The organism is Paenibacillus taichungensis (assembly GCF_013359905.1).
GTDB classification, from domain to species: domain Bacteria; phylum Bacillota; class Bacilli; order Paenibacillales; family Paenibacillaceae; genus Paenibacillus; species Paenibacillus taichungensis.
This window is the reverse complement of record NZ_JABMCC010000089.1, coordinates 70,401-87,274: the sequence shown is the minus strand read 5'-3', so window position 1 is coordinate 87,274 and position 16,874 is coordinate 70,401. Positions and strand designations below refer to the sequence as shown.

The 16,874-nt window shown below is 38.5% G+C and carries 16 protein-coding genes; all 16 read left to right on the top strand.

Features of this window, described 5'->3' with window-relative positions; genetic code table 11:
- The first annotated feature begins 37 nt into the window (after positions 1 to 37).
- Positions 38 to 1,048, top strand: a complete 1,011-nt coding sequence (locus tag HP548_RS02840; RefSeq protein WP_175380834.1) for a hypothetical protein — start codon at positions 38 to 40, stop codon at positions 1,046 to 1,048.
- A 424-nt stretch (positions 1,049 to 1,472) separates the two neighbouring features.
- On the top strand, positions 1,473 to 2,924 hold the full coding sequence (locus tag HP548_RS02835) for a type IV secretory system conjugative DNA transfer family protein (protein ID WP_079696730.1): 1,452 nt from the start codon (positions 1,473 to 1,475) through the stop codon (positions 2,922 to 2,924).
- Between the two features lie 33 nt (positions 2,925 to 2,957).
- Complete coding sequence (locus HP548_RS02830; protein ID WP_175380833.1) at positions 2,958 to 4,673, top strand: DEAD/DEAH box helicase; 1,716 nt, start codon at positions 2,958 to 2,960, stop codon at positions 4,671 to 4,673.
- A 511-nt stretch (positions 4,674 to 5,184) separates the two neighbouring features.
- Positions 5,185 to 5,562: a hypothetical protein gene (locus HP548_RS02825; protein WP_175380832.1), complete on the top strand. Its 378-nt coding sequence runs from the start codon at positions 5,185 to 5,187 to the stop codon at positions 5,560 to 5,562.
- Between the two features lie 882 nt (positions 5,563 to 6,444).
- Positions 6,445 to 7,836 (top strand): N-acetylmuramoyl-L-alanine amidase family protein, encoded by a 1,392-nt coding sequence (locus HP548_RS02820; protein WP_246317879.1) that lies wholly within the window; start codon positions 6,445 to 6,447, stop codon positions 7,834 to 7,836.
- Positions 7,837 to 7,867: 31 nt separating this feature from the next.
- Complete coding sequence (locus HP548_RS02815) at positions 7,868 to 8,413, top strand: GerMN domain-containing protein (protein WP_175380831.1); 546 nt, start codon at positions 7,868 to 7,870, stop codon at positions 8,411 to 8,413.
- A gap of 743 nt (positions 8,414 to 9,156) precedes the next feature.
- On the top strand, positions 9,157 to 9,657 hold the full coding sequence (locus HP548_RS02810) for a hypothetical protein (RefSeq protein ID WP_175380830.1): 501 nt from the start codon (positions 9,157 to 9,159) through the stop codon (positions 9,655 to 9,657).
- Positions 9,658 to 10,236: 579 nt separating this feature from the next.
- A complete protein-coding gene (locus HP548_RS02805) occupies positions 10,237 to 10,479 on the top strand; it encodes a hypothetical protein (RefSeq protein ID WP_175380829.1) in 243 nt (80 codons plus the stop codon).
- 4 nt (positions 10,480 to 10,483) lie between these two features.
- On the top strand, positions 10,484 to 11,479 hold the full coding sequence (locus HP548_RS02800; RefSeq protein ID WP_175380828.1) for an MFS transporter: 996 nt from the start codon (positions 10,484 to 10,486) through the stop codon (positions 11,477 to 11,479).
- A 24-nt stretch (positions 11,480 to 11,503) separates the two neighbouring features.
- Complete coding sequence (locus HP548_RS02795; protein WP_175380827.1) at positions 11,504 to 12,337, top strand: S1 RNA-binding domain-containing protein; 834 nt, start codon at positions 11,504 to 11,506, stop codon at positions 12,335 to 12,337.
- Between the two features lie 91 nt (positions 12,338 to 12,428).
- Positions 12,429 to 13,250, top strand: coding sequence for a hypothetical protein (locus HP548_RS02790; protein ID WP_079696737.1), 822 nt, complete (start codon positions 12,429 to 12,431; stop codon positions 13,248 to 13,250).
- Between the two features lie 533 nt (positions 13,251 to 13,783).
- Positions 13,784 to 14,143 (top strand): hypothetical protein, encoded by a 360-nt coding sequence (locus tag HP548_RS02785; protein WP_079696738.1) that lies wholly within the window; start codon positions 13,784 to 13,786, stop codon positions 14,141 to 14,143.
- Entirely contained in the window at positions 14,136 to 14,804 is a 669-nt protein-coding gene (locus HP548_RS02780) for a CHC2 zinc finger domain-containing protein (RefSeq protein WP_175380826.1), read from the top strand. Before HP548_RS02785 ends, HP548_RS02780 begins: the two co-directional genes overlap by 8 nt.
- An 18-nt stretch (positions 14,805 to 14,822) precedes the next feature.
- The gene (gene ssb / locus HP548_RS02775; RefSeq protein WP_079696740.1) at positions 14,823 to 15,254 is read left to right on the top strand and encodes a single-stranded DNA-binding protein; all 432 of its coding nucleotides are present in this window, start codon (positions 14,823 to 14,825) and stop codon (positions 15,252 to 15,254) included.
- 112 nt (positions 15,255 to 15,366) lie between these two features.
- The gene (locus HP548_RS02770) at positions 15,367 to 15,792 is read left to right on the top strand and encodes a hypothetical protein (protein ID WP_175380825.1); all 426 of its coding nucleotides are present in this window, start codon (positions 15,367 to 15,369) and stop codon (positions 15,790 to 15,792) included.
- Positions 15,793 to 15,824: 32 nt separating this feature from the next.
- Positions 15,825 to 16,805, top strand: coding sequence for a DUF6744 family protein (locus HP548_RS02765; RefSeq protein ID WP_175380824.1), 981 nt, complete (start codon positions 15,825 to 15,827; stop codon positions 16,803 to 16,805).
- Positions 16,806 to 16,874 lie beyond the last annotated feature (69 nt).

The following is a 16,874-nucleotide window of genomic DNA, read 5'->3' as shown; positions in this document are numbered from 1 at the left end:
CTTCTGATGTTATCATATCATTAGAAGGAGACTGGTTATGGAAATCTTAGATAATCTGAATCATTATAAAATTGTTTTTTCCCATGAAAGTGTCTTAATTGGAAATCTAAAAAGAGTACAAGTTACGTTTAAGTTGATTAATGGCCGTTTTACGACTTTAAAAGTTACGATCAATCGTGGTCTAAAAAAAGTACTATATATTGTTGCTCCGAAAAACTTATTGAAGGACGATGTTCAAGAGATCGGCTTGCAAGAATGGATCGTTGAGCATTATACAGGATTGCAAGATCGATTGGTTAAACCAGTGCTGCAGTATTTCATTGAAGGCGAATGGACTCTTCTCTGTTGTTTTCCATACGGCGACTTATCCAGCGCCCGTACTCAGATAAGAAATATGACTGAAGAAATTCAGAATGTACCATTGAAGCCTGATCTAGCGATCTATGGAGACATGTCATTTCTCTTCAAGAATGATCCGACCAACGTAGCTCAAATTGAGTTTTATACATTTAATGAGTTTATTAGCTACAATGAATTAACTAATGAAACAGATAACGGTACACACTATGCGCAGTTTTATAGAAGATTACGTACGATTTCTCAAGTAGCGATTGCACATAAGGTTAGTCCGACCTTTGTACGGAAAAATGGTCAACCTTTATTCTTTGAGAAAGAGCACTTCATTGAGCGCGTTCAGATATCAAAACGCACATACCTGGGTTCCGAGTTTGACAACAAAAATGTTATCCTTTGCAGCTTTCATTCTCATGATGTTCATCAGACTCAACATGCCGATGTTGTACTTTACAGTATAATCAGCGACGGATATATGTTTGAACAATATATGGTTTATTTGAATCCAGAGATTACATACATCCCTATCGCGGAAGTAAACGCTGATCTAATCGATCATTTTACGACAATGCTAGATCTACAAAAATACGAAATCCGTTTATCCTTTAAAACAAATTCTTTTCAGGCCTCTAGAGAGACCGGCACATACCTTCTACCTCAGATTTCAAATCAATCTGGCGGGGAGGTTCTCTAGATGCGGAACAGAAAAGGAAATCTAGAAAGGATGTTCTTATTTCTTAAGAACGTCTCGGCGTATTTCATAACAGTAATCTTATGCTGCACATTGTTTGGCCTTCAGATTCCATGGGTTTCCATGATTCTACTTGGGATCGTATTTATAGTGTGTATCGAGTTGCACCAACTGGTTAAGAGTATCAAACTAAAAAGAATAAAAGAACGGCCACACAAAGAAGACTCTCTATGATTCAGTGGGAGTCTTTTTTTTTGCTTACTACTGCTGTGCAGACTACCATTTCAAATCAATGTAATATACAATTAAATTAAGTGTAAATCATAAATTACACCAAACTACCCCAATAAGGCGTTTGGAGAGACTCTCAGGATATGACCTGGAGTTTCTTCGAACGCCTTTTCTATTGAAATTAGGAGGAAAAAACATGTCTTCAGCTGCAGCTACAGTTAACAATCGAGGTACCGCCAGTTTAATGGATCATAGAGCATTAAGACCGGTGATGGGAAAAGGAGGGTTTATCCTTGGAAAGAATGTAATCATGTCTAAAAAGCTCTCATATGAACATCTGGCATTAATCGGTCCGACCGGATCTGGTAAATCAAGTACATTCTTTATACCTAACCTTCTAGATTTAGATTTGGGAGTTTCAGCGGTCGTTACAGATCCCAAAGGAGAATTGTATTGGAAAACAGGTCCCGAACTAAGGCGACGTGGATTCGATACCATCCGGTTATCTCCTTTTGAAAATCACTTCCCAGGGTACAACCCGTTATCTGTGGCCAAGGATTACGCAGAAATCAAAGAAATTGCGCAACTCATCCTAATGAACGGCGGACTTGCATTTGAGATCCAAGGAAAAAGCGGCGGGGATTCTACTTGGCTTAACATGTCCCTACCTCTATTAGTCGCGGCATTCCTCTATGTGAAATATAGAAATCCAGAGTGTCCTCGAATTGGTGATGCCATGGATATCATTCTCTTTATGGATATGGAAGAGATGGAGACACTATTCAATGATTACAAATTAGCAAGACGAGAATATGCGCTGTTCAAACAAGCAGCCGGCTCAGATAAGATCTTAGCTAGTATTAAGGTAACGATTGCTACAAACATGCAATTGTTCATGGATGACCGGGTAGTCCACTTTGCGCAACGAAATGATATTCAGCCGAAACATTTACGATATGGATTAAACAATGACAACAAAAAACCAGTTGTCCTGTTTGTTTCAGTACCTGAAACGAAATCCCTTTACGCTGCTCCGCTCATGGCCGTACTTTACCAGCAACTACTCCAGCGTCTTCAAGATATTACAGATGGGTTCCCCGTACTATTCTTTTTAGATGAGTTTGCCAACTTAGGTATCATTCCGATTATTGATACGGTTGCAGCAACAGCACGTTCCAGACGCATGGGGTTAGCTTTAGGCATCCAAGGTATTGAACAATTAAGTCAAAAATATGGAGAAGATAAGGCAGCCAATCTCTTAAATAACCTGAAGACTAAGATATTCCTTTCGGGCCTATCCCAAGTTTCTTGTGAGTACGCCTCATGGTTCTGTGGAACCTCAACAATAAAAATAGAAACCATTTCTACCGCTTTCCTTGCTATGATACCAGACAAAAAAACGATTACATCAGCTGAGCGAGATGCAGTCACATCAGATGAAGTGAGACGTCTTGACCCTAGAAAGGCACTCGTTATTTCAGACTATCTGAATGCAGCAACCGTAGATAAAATCTTCTATTATGAAGAAGACAAATATACCAAAAGAGTACGTGATGGAGACCCCGATTTTTCTACTGAGTTTGAGGATCTTAGAGTTCATTATGGAATCTCCGAAGATGAAAAATTTGATGCTGATCCATTCAATTAAACTCATAAATACTAGTGAAGGGAGGTACAGCCATTGGCAATATCCTTAAGAGACTACCAGAATGAAGCATCCTCTATCGTTTTCGAGAAACTTGCTGCAGGCGTAAAGAGACAACTTATTGTTCTCCCAACTGGAGCGGGTAAGACAATCGTTGCTGCGGCCGTCTCAAAACTATTCAAAGAAACATTTGATATAAACCGACCTATTGTTTTCATTGCTCATCGAGACGAACTACTAAAGCAAACAGCGAGTAAAATGAGCCTAGTTTGGAAGGATGTACGAGTTGGCAGGGTTAAAGGCGCCGACAACGAGCAAGAAGTCGATGTCATTGTCGCATCTACTCAAACTTTGGTCCGCGGCAGGCAGATGGTTAGACCTTCGCTTGTTATTTATGATGAGGCACATCATAGCGTCTCTAAGGGTTCATACAAGGTGTTAGAGACCTTAGGCTGCTTTGAAGAAGATGGTCCGCCATTACTCGGAATAACCGCGACCCCAAACAGACTTGACCGGCAAGCATTAGGCCAAGTGTATGAGGAGATTGTATATGAAAAAACGATCTTGGATCTCATACTATCCAAGTATCTCTGTGACATCAGAGGAAAAAAGATTGTTGCAGATGAACTCAATCTGGATTCAGTACAAACACTTGCTGGTGATTTTAACGAAAAACAACTGGGTGAGCAAATGGGCCAGGAAAGTGTTATCGATACAATAGTCCAGGCGTATTTAGAACATGGCGAAGAGAGGAAAACGATTATCTTTGCTGTAAATGTAAAACAAACCTACGAAATTTCCGATCGCTTATCTTCTTATGGTGTGAAGGCTGCCGGCATCGATGGTTCATTGCCTGAAGAGACTCGCGATCAATTGCTTGCGGATTTTTCTCAAGGCATTCTACAAGTCATGGTGAATTGTATGATCCTAACGGAAGGCTTTGACGAACCGAGTGTAAGTTGTATTATGATGGCGAGACCCACTAAAAGTGAGAGCTTATATACCCAGTGCATTGGACGGGGGACCCGATTATATCCGGATAAAGTCGATTGCCTTGTTCTTGACATTGTTGGCGTTTCAGAGAAACACTCTTTAATGACACTTAGTGATCTTTTTCCTCCTGGGCGAATAGAGGATGATGAGGAAATCGATGAAGATATCCTAAAAGACGAAATGTTAGAGGATGGGGAATCCGTACTTGAATTTCAGGAGCGCCTGCATCAAATTGCCTTTGAACATGGCAAGAAAATGCATGAGATTAATCTTTTCTCCACAAAGACAATCTACTTATGGAACTCTATCTCCGGTAGTGCTTACTACATTAGCATTGGCAAAAAGCAATATTGTTACTTAATTAAAGACGATACTCACTGGTGGATTTTATTTGAACACACAAATAAGCGGCTGTATCCATTACATGATGAAGCTTTATCTCTAGAATACGCACAAGGTATTGCTGAAAGCTTTTTGCAGACAATCAGTACCAAGATTATTTATAAGGAAGCTCGGTGGAGACATCATCCAATGAGTCCAGCTCAGCGTTCGCAGCTCGATAAAAATGCTATTGCATATGATGACACATGGACAAAAGGGCAGGCATCCGATGTACTTAACAGTATTTTTGGAGAAAGAATTGCAACTAAAGTCATTGATAGATTTAATGGGGAACTATACCGTAGCATGTTATCAAATCAATATGTGCGTGATAAAATTTATCAGGATCTATCGAAAATTCAGAAAGAGATCAATTAACGATGAAAAATATCGTCCTAAAGCATTGATCAACAGCTGCTCACTTGAGGCTGTGGTGAATTAACCGATAAAGGATTCATTCAGTTCCCTAAGCAAAGCTTCTCCCCACTTTAGGGCAGAAATTGGACGCATAAGATTGTCTGTCGTGATTCCCCAATCGAACGCAAAAAGAAGCCAGTAGACAGCCGCCTAATTAGTCGGCTGTCTTTCCTTTAATGTACTATTATTTAGTTTTAATGCTACCTTGCCTCAGTCAGGCGTAACTGTGAGGATGGCCCCAGTGGGATACTCTGAGTTAGATACACCGAACGCAATCTCCAAAGGTGTCGCACTGTTATATTTCAATCCGCCCAATAATAGAAAATGTTCACAAAAATGACATTTACATTTCGTGTAAAATAATGTTATATTATGTATGTTCTCTTATTTACATATTTAAGATGAATAGTAAATAGAAAGGAGATATCTAATATTTTACATATCTAAATCCAACTAAAAAGGAGACTTTAAAATGTTGAAAAAATTTATTGCTGTTTCTTTAGTCGCTGCAATGGCACTTCCGGTAACTGGAGCTTTTGCATCGGATAACCCAACGGATAGAGTTAGACCTGACATCCAAAATACGCTTGATTCAAATATAACAGTTGCACCAGGAAAAGACGAAATCAGCATTTTGGCTTATACATGGACAGTCAAAACAACAGCAAATATTAGAGCAACCGCATCGCCAACGGGAGCACATGTGCTCACTGTATATGCGGGCACTCAATTATTTGGTCAACATGGTGGTGAAGTTAAAGTTGTAAATGGAGAAAAATGGGTCTATGTTTGGAACAGTGCAAACGTAGCGGGATGGATCTTGCTCTCAGCTCTCGAAGAGACAGGTTAATGGTCATCGGTAATATGAATTTCTAATTGTATATCATATTTGCTCAACAAGAATTACATCACTAAAAAAGATCCTTTCGCGATGTAATTGACGATCGGATCTTTTTTAAATAAAATGTGTCCGTGATTAACTTATTCTTGGTGTTGGAATAGATTGTATCCAAGATAAAATTGATCTCTCTTGAGCTGTCGTAACTCCGACCTTTGACCTCACCATCCTTCTTGTCGTTATAATGAATCTCCTCCGGTGGTGGAATACGGTTGATTGCTCCGATGATCTAACTTCCTGATTTGCAATAAACAAAACAAACCTCTTACGTTCTCATACGGCTTACAACACAAACTTTCGTTAAACAAGCATCTAAAAAAAGTTCACCCTCCTATAAATCCGCACACAGATTTTCCTCTTATTTTCTTCAACTAATGCACCATAATTAGAATATATTTGTATGAAAACCAATTATTTCGCAACTTTTAAGGGAGTTATAGCGTTATATTTATGAAAAGGATATTATAGGTAATTTTTTCCTCCAAAAATATTCACTTTTCAACAAAAAGACCCTTATATATCGGGATAATTACATATACTTCAATTTAAACGGATTCACAGGATAAAAATGTATTTCAATAGAATGTTGTCACAATTGAGTAGGTAGTACATCCTGCTTATAGAACTAACTAGAGGGTCACAGGAGGTGATTGGTTTTCCCGAATAAACTTGATATCTTTGAATTTCATAGCATCAGTTCAATTGTCTTTTGAATTAATTTGTTTACGCAACAGGTTGTTTTCCTGTGAATCCTTATCATAAATGAAAATCATATTGTAACCTTGTCATGCAGTTGTAAGATTAGTAATACGTAAATTAAAACCGAGGTGTAAAATGAAAAAAACTATAATGATGTTATTATTTAGTGCAATGCTACTCTTTCTAATACCCATGCACACTCATGCGGCTACAAATCAAACTAAAATTATTTTAGATGGCCAGGATCTAGTTTTACCTAACGATGTTGAAATCGTTAATGTTCGAAACAATATTATGATTCCAATTCGAGTAGTCGCTGAGAATTTAAAATTCAAGGTGAATTGGGACCAAAAAACACAAAATGTGGATATTCAAGAAGGTTCTAATGCAATTTCATTGACCGTTGGAAAAGATCAGGCTATAGTCCAAAATAACACTGTGACGCTTAACATTGCTCCCCAGATGATCAAGAATACGGTTGTCGTTCCCATACGCTTTGTTAGTGAAGAGATGGGGTTGGGAGTTGGCTGGAATAACAAAGACAAGATTGTTACATTAACTAGTAATACAACGCTCCCATCTCCACCTTCTAATGAGAAAGGGAATGAATCAGCCACTAACCTGATTCATGATATAAACTATGCCAATGATCAACTTGTCGTTTCATTAGACCGTGAAGTTTCTCCAGTCATAACAACACTAAAAAATCCTGAACGAATTATCTTGGATTTCCCATCTACCAACTTCGGTAATATGGGACAAGTACCATCTGGAGGCTCCATGGGAAGGTTAGATACTAGCGACTTTCCAAGTGTTACTGAAGTACGCTATTCTCTTTTCAAAAATGATCCTGCTCAAGTTCGAATCGTGATTGAATTAAACAATGTAAATTCGGTTAATTATACTCAACAAAACATCGCTGGGAAATTCATCCTTGATCTGAGTATGGTAAACGATTCCTCACCTGCAACCCCTATCAACAGCGGAAAAAAAGTAGTCGTTATTGATCCGGGCCACGGAGGCAGTGATCCAGGTACAATAAGTTTCACCAAAAATCCAGAGAAGCATTTTGCCCTTGCTTTAGGCCTTAAAGTGCAGGCTCTTTTAGAAAAGGAACCTGACATAGAATTAATCATGACTCGTGAAACGGATATCTACCCTACACGACCAGAACGCGTCAAGCTTGCAAACGATCTTAAGGCAGATGTGTTTGTATCTATACACGGTAACAGCGTAACCGCTGCTCCCCAAGTATCGGGAACTGAAACGTATTACTACAAACGCGAAAGTAGTAAAGAACTAGCAAACATCATTCATAAAAATTTGATCAAGGCCTTGGGATTTAAAGATCGTGGCGTTAAGAACGGAAACTACCAGGTCATCCGCGAAACCACAATGCCTGCGGTTCTTTTAGAAGTTGGGTTCTTAAGTAACAAGGCTGAGGAGGAGGCCATGATGTCAGAAACCAATCAAAATAAAGCTGCACAAGCTATTGTAGATGGAATAAAAGAATATCTGAATCTATAGGGCAGCAAATAATTTAAGAGGATGTGCTTCTATGAAAAAAGGAATCTATCTGGCTATCGCAATTTGTGCCATAAGCATAGTAGCGGTGGGTTGTGGTAGCAAACCTACTTCTTCTGGTTCTGTACAGGGTTCTGATCCTGTAAGTACTACACCAGCACCAATAGTTAATCAGGGCGAGGTGAACCAGGAATCTAAAGAAATTGGTGTTTTTTACGCCGACGATCAACTATTAGAACTTGAACAACGTAAGAAGGAGATTACATTCGAAGATGACTCCGAAAGATATATTAAGACGTACGAAGCCCTTCAAAGTAGCGATCAAACTGAACTGATACCTTTGTGGAAAAATATTGATTTACTTTCGGCTACATTTGATCAAGGAAAGTTGACATTAGATGTGCATATTCCGGATGAAGCAAGATTAGGATCTGGGGGAGAAGTTCTAGCCATCGATGCCTTGAAAGAAACATTTTTTCAGTTTGATGAAGTATCCAGTATTGATCTGCTTGTTGAAGGAAATGCAACTGAAAGTTTAATGGGCCATGCGGAATTAGAACATCCACTAACCCGTGAATAGAGCCATCATAAACAGCCGAATCTCTATTAAAATCGGCTGTTTATGATGAAGAGAACCCCCATTCTTAATTGAATGGACGAAGGCCTGCCCTATTTATAAACTGTACCCTCCCCTATAGAGTAGACACTTAAAAAAAGGTCTCTCTGTGGGGTGTTTTTTTTGTATGGCTATAACGGAGACGAGGACGGAGAATGATTAATGAGTAAAAAAAAAAACATTTATAACCCGCGAAGTAGAGCAACTTCCGTATCGACAAAAGAATTTATATACACAGATGAACTCAAAGAACGCTTTATTGCATCCAATCAGCATAGGAAGCTGCCGCGAGACATTTTGAGGGTTGTGAATTCGACGTTTAGATCATTGGAATTAAAGCGATTGGAAATCGATAGAGATTTGTTTAAAGAGTGCAAGGAACCTTAACCTTACACGATGCAAAGGTTATTTTACTACTATATACTACTACTAAAGACTTAACCCATAAAAGGATCAGATATTTACCCAAAAGTATGTCAGAAAATGCTTAGAATTTTGGTGTTTTCGTGATTTTTAAATGTATTCGGAAGCATAAGTTTGCCTTGAGTCGAAATTGGAAGCATAAAGTTGCCGTGAGTCCCCATTAGGACGACTTTAAATTAAACTAACGGGCAGGTTAACGCAACTACTGATCAGCAGGATGCGTATTTATAAGAGAAGCCAATTACCTGTTAGTCAAAACTCAACAGATAGGAAGATTGTATCAAATGATGAAGCAAACTAAATTCACCTTGCTATCTCTAGCACTAGCCGCAGCTTTAACGATTCCAGCAGTAATTAACGCTGATTCTGAAGAGGTAACACCGACAGAATCCAATTCCCCAATCGTAACTCCAGCCACGTCGCCAGAAGTACCTGACGAAGACTTTGAATCTATTACGCCGTTTATTAAGGGTAACCAACAGCCTCTCACAACCGTGACCGCTTCTACTTCTGGCGCCCCCGCCTATTTTGTAATACCAGCTGGTTATGGACATGGAAAATTTTATTTTCACAACACAGGTAAAGGCGTGCTAACGGTTACGATGAAACACTCGTCAGGGTTAGAGTATATTGCAGCAACTATACAGCCAGGACAAGCATATACATGGAGAATTACGACGGATTATCCACAAGGAATGCGCGTTGGTGATTATGCCATCTCATTCCATTGCTCCAATGGTGTAAGTGTAGAGTGGTCTGCATCCGCTTCCGATAGTGTAACTTGAAGAAATTACAATGAATGAAGATCTGGGATTGATAAAGGGAAGTCGGATGGATTGGTATCTTCACTTTTTACGTTAAGCTATCGGGAAAAGATAGCTCAATAAATTCAATTGAAGTCAATCGTAATAGTGGTTGGCTTCTTTGACTTTAAATTTTTCATTTAAACCATAATTTAAACTTCCTAATAATTCAAATTGTACATTTTGGAGGTGTTACTTCCCGCAACCGATAATTTAGCGTTTTTTCATTCATAAAGGTCTTAAAACGGGTACTTTGTTCACATTTTGAAAGAGAAATAGGAATGTGTGTTTTTAGATGCTTGAATTGGAAGCATAAGTTTGCCATGAGTTTTGGAAGCATAAGCTTGTCAAATGGCAAACTTATGGGTTAAGTCTCACTACTACTACTACTACAAAATCTATTATTGCGGTATTAATGTAAATCATGATATACTGATTTTAGTTAAAATGAATACATTCGAATAACACTTACACTACCGTAGAAACGGCGTGCTGAAGACAACTATCCATTTGTCTTCATGCACGCTATTTTTTATTTTCTTTTAGAAAGGAGGAACAGACTTGAGTCAGACGGGCTTAGATCCAAATGTTTCCCTGCAGAAAGTGGTCTCATTTGTTGATAGTGAAGAACTCGCTAAGCAAATTAACAATCTTTCGACGAATGGACAAGATATGTTAAGCAGACTGCTAATTCAAGAAATTCTGAATGCATCAACTTACTTTATTCCACTCATTCACCTTGCAGAAACTGAAGGCAAAGAATTGATCGTCAATTTCTTGCCTGACCAAGTACAAGGAGGGTAATGTCGTGAAAGCCATCGCGAAATATCTTCCTATTGTAATTAAGCTGTACATACCTACCGTTTTTTTCATCTCCTTCATAGGACTGATAGCATTGTTTATGAGTTTGTACCGCTTAGGATTCGGTATGCCTTTATTGTTTTGGTTATTAGGACTAACTGGGCATATCATTTTCTTTCGTAACACGAACAAAATAAGCTATCTTTCTTTATACGGGTGTATCTTTGCTTTTGATTGGATGCTCGGCAGTATAGTTACTCGTTTAATTGACAGGATTTCACCGGGTTCTACATCCATTTTGCCATCCATATTTAGCTTAATTTGCTTAGTTGGCATGTTCTTTCTTTCATATATCTATGTGAAAGCAGTCAAGAGTTTGAAGCCGCCTATAAATCGAACGTACTCTTGGGAAGATTTCAATTTTGATTTGAATGTGAAATTAGAAAAGGCCGAGATACGTTGGAACGATATAAAGGAAAAGCTATCTGAACTGAAGACCAAATTTCTAACTAAAAAGGTGGATTTGAAAAACCTTGTGAGTAGAGGAGGTACCCAATCGCTCCCTACGCAATCCGTTCCTGTATCCATTGAGGAAGCCGAAGAGATTAGCCCCTTTGATGTGAAAGAAGAAGACGATAATGAGTGGGCAGAAGTGGAACAACCCATGTTTACTATCATTGATTTTGAGAAGGAGAATGCTGAAAATACCCAACAAACAGTAGAGACTCCGAAATCAGAACCAACGAAAAAAGAGAGAATTCCCTTTTTGGAAAGTGAACTACCTGCTTACAATGCTCCCCTGCCTGAACCACCTCCGGTACGATCTAGTAAAAATGGGGCAGCACCGGTGAAGTTGGAGGAAAACAGAAAAGGTCCGCAAACAGCTGAGCATTCTAAGAGTCCTATAGCGACTCCAGATAGCAATGTAACTACTTCTGTTGAAGATACAGTTAAAGAAAACAGTAATGCTGAAACGAGTAGCTTTTGGAAGTTTCAGGAGTAATACCAAATACGAGGAGGAACTATAATGAGTAATATTCTTGAAAATGATGTATTGTTGAAAATTGTCCCTGAGAGTGAGCAGCAGATACATGACCAAGTTGAACAGGAAGCTTGGGAAAAGGTGTATCAAGCGCGACAAAACCGTTCCATCATGCAGTCCGAAATTAGTACTATTGAGACACATGGCGGTAAAGTCTGCGTGATTGTGTTCGTGGGTCATATCAAAGGGATCATCCCGATTGAGGAGACTGATTTCGATCAACGTACACAATTGACTGATGCAATTGGTAATAACATCTACTATAAAGTAACTGGTTTGGATCGTGATTCTGAAATTTTTGTAGCGTCAAGCAAGCAAGCTATCGAACATCTTCAAGGTTTAACATGGGATCGGTTGCGGACAAACCTAATCGTGGATTCAAAGATCGTACGAGTGAACAATCGATCACTGCGTCTTGATATTGGAGCAATTAATGTAGATCTCAGAGCAGATGAGGTCTCCTACGAGTGGATCGACGATATGCATGATCGATATAAACCTGGTGATACCATCCGAGTTAAGGTGATTGATTTCAACAAAGAAGAAAAACTTTTAAAGGTCAGCGGTAAACAACTCTTCAAGAACCCTTGGCCTGAATGTACGACGAGATTTCAAACCGGAAACACTTATAAAGGTAAAGTCTCTGGGGTTGTTGAATATGGTGTGTTCGTAAATCTTGCTGAGGGTGTAGATATCTTGTGTCGCCAACCTAAACCAGGTATTGGCAAAGTGAAAAAAGGGGATATTGTCCGTGTGAGAGTTGCAAAAATCGATGTAGAAAAAAATGAAATGTCGGGAATAATCAAAAGCAAAGTTTAATACTAACACTTCACTTGATACTTGCAAAAGCCTCTAATTAAGAGGCTTTTGTTTTGCCATACTAATAATAATAAATAGGAGGTTTATGCTCATGGTCTTTGATTTATCCCCTTTTCACATGGAAAATAAATATATCATTAAGTGGGGACGCCAGCCATCTGATACGATCAAACTGAAAATATCAACTTTGAATACCGCCCAACGTAAAGTCTTAGAAAATCTGGGGTTTCTATATTTTGCATCAAAAGTACAACTGGCCAAAATTCTTAACCCTGGGAACATTCGTAGAGGTAAAAAAAATGTTTCCTTCTTGTTAGATAAAGGTTATCTGGTTGAGCACACACTGACAGGTAGGGAAAACAACAAGTTTATGCCTGTCTACAGCTTATCGAATCCAGCGAGGAAAATCTATGGATTGGATAAATTCCAAAAAGCATTAACGATCGAGTTACTTCAAAAATTGCTTATATCTCAATTTTACTCCCGGTTTCATGAGATCGATCCTGAAACGAAAGTTGAAGAGACCAAATCCCCCTTTGATGCTAGGTTCACAGTAAAGGGAATGCAATTTCAAGTAGCAACTTTAAGAGAGAAAGTGCAGCGTGACAAAGTCTATAACCACATTCGTTTTATGGAAGATGAAATGAAAACACTGATTGTAGTCAGTGATTGGGACGATGCGAAGAAGTTTTTGGATATTAAAGATCAAACACATCTCTTTAGGATTACTACCGATCATAACCTGCTTAAGGAAGACCTATCTGAAAGCTTCTCTTATGTTGAAAATGACGAATTCATACCAGAGTTCATTCCACCTTTTAGAAAGCCACCTAAAATTGTACAAGAGCCTGTCCAACCTCCGGTAGATGAGAACATAAACAGGTTACTTGGTATTCTTCAACCTTCGTCATAACATCAGTAGAGATAAGTAAGAGGTCCGGACGGACTTCTTACTTACCTTTATTCCCCTAGTCAAACAACATGTACTCCCGCTAAAATTATGAACTTAACTAGAGGTTGGAGTAAGCCAAAAATACCACTATTACTTGATATCCTTGACCATAAAACGTATAATAGTGTCATAGTTAAACCGTTAGATATCAGTATTTTTTTCATTTATGTTATGAACGTTCAACGATGATAACAGATGAATGAAAAGATGGATGGATATACTTGTATATCAGGAAATATTGGTATAATTGCGAATTCAGTCATCGACATGGAAGGGCAATTAAGGTGTTTAGGGATTCTTAGGTAATGAAGACGTTTTTTTGCCGTGTACATTATCTACATTTAACCTACTGCTTAAAATTTCACTTAGATTTTGAACGTTAACAATTACATATACTATTCTTGAATGAATATCTCTTAAAAGCTTACATCCTATCATTGGGATCGTGAGCTTTTTTTTATTATATAAAAAATAATTTGAGGAGGTTAGCAATCATGATAAATCACAAGCATGTTAAAGCAGTCTTCACTCAGGAAGGAGAACAACGGACGATTTTTGTCTCACTTTCTGCTTCAAATGGGGAAGGTATCTACCTCGTAGCAGCTACTTATATTAAAGGTCAAATTGTAATTGCACACGAATGTCCTGCAATCCAACTTAAAAGAACATGCTGGCATTCCGATGTTGTTTTGGATATTTACAGAACTGTTTTTAAACAACACTCAGAATTACAAGACGCTAGGGTCGTGTACCTAAACAAGAAAGTAGTAATGAAAAAGGAATGGATTCAGATCCCTATGCCTAAAACCTATGGAGTTGATAATAATGAGCACAATATCCAGTTACTTGCCTGATATTGTAGATTATGCAGTTTCAGCGGGAATCACTGTAAGATCAAACACATTGAGAAAAGAGCAAACAGAATTTGTTTGTCCTTGGTGCACCTTATCTAAAGGGAATTACAAGCTTACTTTAAATCGATCCAGAGGGGTTTTTAGATGCTTTACATGTGGAATTAATGGAGGTGTCATTGACTTCATCCAACACGTTGAGCAAAAAAGTCGTGAGGAAGTTTTAAAAAACTTACGAGAAAAATCTGGGCTCGATGAAATGTTGCACCAAAAGAAACAAGCGAAGAAACATCCAGCGGAGAGATTAAATACTTCACAGCTTGGTCTTATCGGTTTTCGCGATTCTAGAACCCCAAGGCTGAGATATGGAGATTATACCTATCGTAAGAGTCTTAATGAGTGGATCTGGGCTGAATGGACACGATTTATTGATTGCAAAAAGCGTGAGGCTCTTGTTCATCTAATCTACAGTATTCAGATTAATCAATACCAGCAAGCTTTGGATGATATAGACCAAATGTCCAAAGATATAGACTATGATTTACTCCCTGAAGTGTTTGAAGCTTATGGGTGCGGTAATCAACCTCGAACATGGGCAATTGGAGTCCATAAATGGGCTGATTCTCTACAAGAATCTTATCTTAAAACAATTAAAAACTATTAAAAATATGGAGGTTTTTTTATGCTGAACCGTGTCATACTTATAGGCAGACTTACAAGAGATCCGGAGCTGAGATATACGCCGGCGGGAGTAGCCGTTACGCAATTTACTTTGGCAGTGGACAGACCGTTTACAAGCCAAGGGGGAGAAAAGGAAGCAGATTTCATACCAGTCGTGACCTGGAGACAACTCGCTGAGACGGTAGCTAATTACTGTCGTAAAGGTAGGCTCGTCGCTGTTGAAGGACGCATACAAGTGAGAAATTACGAAAATAACGAAGGTAAACGAGTCTATGTTACAGAGATCATCGCAGATAACGTTCGCTTCCTTGAGTCTCAAAACAAAGATAATAATAGATCTAACTCAAATTCTAATCGCAACTCAAATAATCAAGATCCTTTCTCAGATAACGGTAAACCAATTGATATATCTGATGATGATCTGCCATTCTAGTTAGATAGAGATAGGGAGGCCGTTATCTAGGAAAAGGAGAACATACAAATACTACAAAAAGGAAAATCTCAACACTGGGATTTTCCTTTTTTTTATTAAAGGAGATGCCTATATGCGGAAAAAGATGAAAATATCTTCTGAAGTCAAAGGCAACTACCAAGGCAGTATGACATTAGACTTAGCATTACATCAACCAAGAGTAGTATCTGTCCGGTGTTGTCCTAATGATGAGCAGCACATTGTTCGGGGAAATTGTTTTCTAATGGGTGGACGTACCTGGTACTGTCCAATGTGCGGGATAGAGTGGATAGCGAGTCTACGGACCGGTACCGTTCGTTATCTTCAAATAGATATTGAGGGATCAACGGAGCTTATTAAGTCTATTCCACTCATATTTTTCAATGAATACCGACAATCCCAAGAATTTAAGAACAACAAAACGGACTTTCTGAACTTAACACAATTAATGAAACCCATAAATAAGAACGCCCTCGAGCGTGCTATAGAATATGAACAATTAAATTTGGATCTATTATAAACCCGAATACTTAGGTGAGAGGATAATTAAAAATGAGAAAACTTACACGTGAAATGGCTCAAGATATCACTGCAGTCGGCATGGAAGACAAACAATCCGTTGAGGTAATCGGTTATTTGGTTTGGTACTCTATCGGCATGAAACAAATTGAACGAAAACTCTTGGCAGAACATGTTGCTGCCTCTGAAGTAGATAAGTCACTTATGCCAAATGAGATACGCGTAATTGATGCGTTTCGCCGGTCTACCAAAGCAATCGAGTGTAAACAACCACCCATCGACGGAAAGGGATCAGAAAGGATTCTCGTGCGAGAAACTGTAACGACCGCTGAACGAGTAGTACGTAACATTGTACGAGAAGTAATTGACCCTAAAGAAGAAGAAAAGCTTCTGTACAAAACTCAAGAAGCAATTGTCACGCTTGAACGAGAAGACTTTTACTTCCTGGATACACAGATTATTAATCCGGATGTTAAACCTCTAGTTGAGAGGATCAAGGAGCTCTTCGTTACATTTCAAACAACTCATGATGACAAAGCAGTCCGTCATATGTGCATTGAAACAATTAAAAGGATGTCGCCTGTCATGGTGAAGACTTCTGGTGGTGTCTATTTTATTCCCGTGAAGTTTGAAGAACAGCTGCGTTCATTCACAACATTTGTAAATCTACTGGAACTTAGTTCTGCCTACATGATTCCATTAATCAAAACCGGTGATACGATGGATCTCGTTCGTAAAGCTACGGTTAGTCAGTTAAACACTGCAATGGAAAATTTAAAAAAAGCCTATGATAATCGTGATAATCTTACTGCCGCTGATGTAACATCAGTCGTTAACGAAACTCAACTTTCTTTTGGCATTATTGATGATTATCAAGATCTTTTAAATTCAGATCTGAAGGATATCACTTCATCGCTACGAGATATGCAAAGAATGCTAAAGGCTGTAGCTGCATTAAAGAAAGATAGAAGATCTAAGAATGAGAATGTTCGTCAGCTATCATTATTCGATTAGAATTTAAAAGTATGTAAATCCGGGACTTATCCAAGGATAAGGTTCCTTTTTTTATTCTATAATTTAAGG

Excerpts from the sequence above, each read along its gene's own strand:
- ssb (WP_079696740.1), top strand. The coding sequence starts at position 14,823 with ATGCTGAACCGTGTCATACTTATAGGCAGACTTACAAGAGATCCGGAG.
- HP548_RS02835 (WP_079696730.1), top strand. The coding sequence starts at position 1,473 with ATGTCTTCAGCTGCAGCTACAGTTAACAATCGAGGTACCGCCAGTTTA.
- HP548_RS02785 (WP_079696738.1), top strand. The coding sequence starts at position 13,784 with ATGATAAATCACAAGCATGTTAAAGCAGTCTTCACTCAGGAAGGAGAA.
- HP548_RS02765 (WP_175380824.1), top strand. The coding sequence starts at position 15,825 with ATGAGAAAACTTACACGTGAAATGGCTCAAGATATCACTGCAGTCGGC.
- HP548_RS02770 (WP_175380825.1), top strand. The coding sequence starts at position 15,367 with ATGCGGAAAAAGATGAAAATATCTTCTGAAGTCAAAGGCAACTACCAA.
- HP548_RS02840 (WP_175380834.1), top strand. The coding sequence starts at position 38 with ATGGAAATCTTAGATAATCTGAATCATTATAAAATTGTTTTTTCCCAT.
- HP548_RS02795 (WP_175380827.1), top strand. The coding sequence starts at position 11,504 with ATGAGTAATATTCTTGAAAATGATGTATTGTTGAAAATTGTCCCTGAG.
- HP548_RS02820 (WP_246317879.1), top strand. The coding sequence starts at position 6,445 with ATGAAAAAAACTATAATGATGTTATTATTTAGTGCAATGCTACTCTTT.
- HP548_RS02815 (WP_175380831.1), top strand. The coding sequence starts at position 7,868 with ATGAAAAAAGGAATCTATCTGGCTATCGCAATTTGTGCCATAAGCATA.
- HP548_RS02810 (WP_175380830.1), top strand. The coding sequence starts at position 9,157 with ATGATGAAGCAAACTAAATTCACCTTGCTATCTCTAGCACTAGCCGCA.
- HP548_RS02825 (WP_175380832.1), top strand. The coding sequence starts at position 5,185 with ATGTTGAAAAAATTTATTGCTGTTTCTTTAGTCGCTGCAATGGCACTT.
- HP548_RS02790 (WP_079696737.1), top strand. The coding sequence starts at position 12,429 with ATGGTCTTTGATTTATCCCCTTTTCACATGGAAAATAAATATATCATT.